The organism is Nocardioides sp., assembly GCF_035547795.1.
In the GTDB taxonomy this organism is placed as follows: domain Bacteria; phylum Actinomycetota; class Actinomycetes; order Propionibacteriales; family Nocardioidaceae; genus Nocardioides.
On record NZ_DASZUF010000091.1, the window covers coordinates 1 to 1,511 of the forward strand.

At 71.8% G+C, this 1,511-nt stretch carries 3 protein-coding genes; 1 reads left to right on the plus strand and 2 read right to left on the minus strand.

What is annotated here, in order from left to right:
* Window positions 1–326 (minus strand): nucleoside deaminase (locus tag VHA72_RS06560; RefSeq protein ID WP_325573644.1); only part of this gene is annotated, 326 nt, incomplete at its 3' end.
* A gap of 26 nt (window positions 327–352) precedes the next feature.
* On the minus strand, window positions 353–838 hold the full coding sequence (locus VHA72_RS06565) for a tRNA adenosine deaminase-associated protein (protein ID WP_325573645.1): 486 nt from the start codon (window positions 836–838) through the stop codon (window positions 353–355).
* A gap of 71 nt (window positions 839–909) precedes the next feature.
* Here VHA72_RS06565 and upp point away from each other — a divergent pair.
* The coding region (gene upp / locus VHA72_RS06570; RefSeq protein WP_325573646.1) for a uracil phosphoribosyltransferase at window positions 910–1,511 on the plus strand (602 nt) is incomplete at its 3' end.

Consider the following 1,511-nt stretch of genomic DNA (forward strand, 5'->3'; position numbering starts at 1 on the left):
TCCCACAGCGAGCCGACCGCGCCGGCCTTCTCGTCGAAGGCGCCGAAGACGATCCGCTCGATCCGGGCGAGTACGGCGGCGCCCGCGCACATGGTGCACGGCTCCAGGGTCACCACCAGGGTGCAGCCGTCGAGCCGCCACTCGCCGCGCTCGCGGGCGGCGGCGCGCAGCGCCACGACCTCGGCGTGGCCGGTCGGGTCGGCGTCGGCCTCACGGACGTTGCGGCCCCGGCCGACGACCTCGCCGGTCGCCGAGAGCACCACCGCGCCGATGGGTACGTCGCCCGTCGCCAGCGCCGCCCGCGCCTCGTCCAGGGCAGCGTCCATCGGCGCCGCCCACCGCTGCGAGGGGGTCACGCCGAGGTGAGGCCGACCGCGTCGTCGAAGAGCTTGCCGAAGCCGACCTTGCGGGCGGTCTCGGAGAGCATCTCGTCGGGGTAGAGGTCGTAGTCGTCGAGCAGGATGCCCATGTCCATCGCGCTCATGCCCATGTCGGCGAGGATGCCGAGATCGCCCGCCGGCTCCTGGTCGTCCTCGTCCTCCGGCATCGGCAGGCCGAGGAACTCCACGACCTCGCCGGCCAGCTCCCACTCGTCGGCGGCGGTGACGTCCGAGAGCAGCACCCGGACGCTCGGCCCCGCCACCCGGACGAGGATGAAGAAGTCCTCGTCGATGCCCACCATCCCGACCGCGCCGCCGTCGCCGGGGAAGCGACGAAGCGCCGCGACGAGCGTGTCGAAGTCGGTCAGCACGTCGTGCGCCAACTCCTGCACGGCCCACTCCCCCTCCTCGCGGAAGACCGCGAGGGCGAAGTCGACGCCATCCACCTGGTCGGGCATGCCTCCAGAGTGACAGAGGGAGGGCCCAGCGCCAACCCCCTTTCGGCGCTGTTCACGTAGGGTGCGATGTCATGCAGACCGTCGTCGTGGACCACCCACTCGTCGCCCACAAGCTGACCCATCTGCGCGACGCTGTCACCGACTCCCCGACGTTCCGCTCGCTGACCGACGAGCTGGTCACCCTGCTCGCCTACGAGGCCACTCGCGAGGTGCGCATCTCCCCGATCGAGATCACCACGCCGGTGGCCGCGACCACCGGCGTGGAGCTGGCCTCGCCGAAGCCGCTCGTCGTCCCCATCCTGCGGGCCGGGCTCGGCATGCTCGACGGCATGATGCGGCTGCTGCCCACCGCCGAGGTCGGCTTCCTGGGCATGGTGCGCAACGAGGAGACGCTGCAGGCCACGACGTACGCCGAACGGCTCCCGGAGAACCTGCAGGGCCGGCAGTGCTACGTCCTGGACCCGATGCTGGCCACCGGCGGCACGCTGGCCATGGCGATCCGGTTCCTCGTCGACCGCGGCGCCGACCACATCACCTGCATCTGCCTGCTCGCCGCCCCCGAGGGCGTCGCGCACCTCGAGTCGAAGCTGGCCTCCCTCGACATCCCGGTCACCGTGGTGACCGCCGCGCTCGACGACCACCTCAACGACAAGGGCTACATCGTCCCGGGCCT

Coding starts and splice junctions, on each gene's coding strand:
- VHA72_RS06565 (WP_325573645.1), bottom strand. CDS start 838: ATGCCCGACCAGGTGGATGGCGTCGACTTCGCCCTCGCGGTCTTCCGC.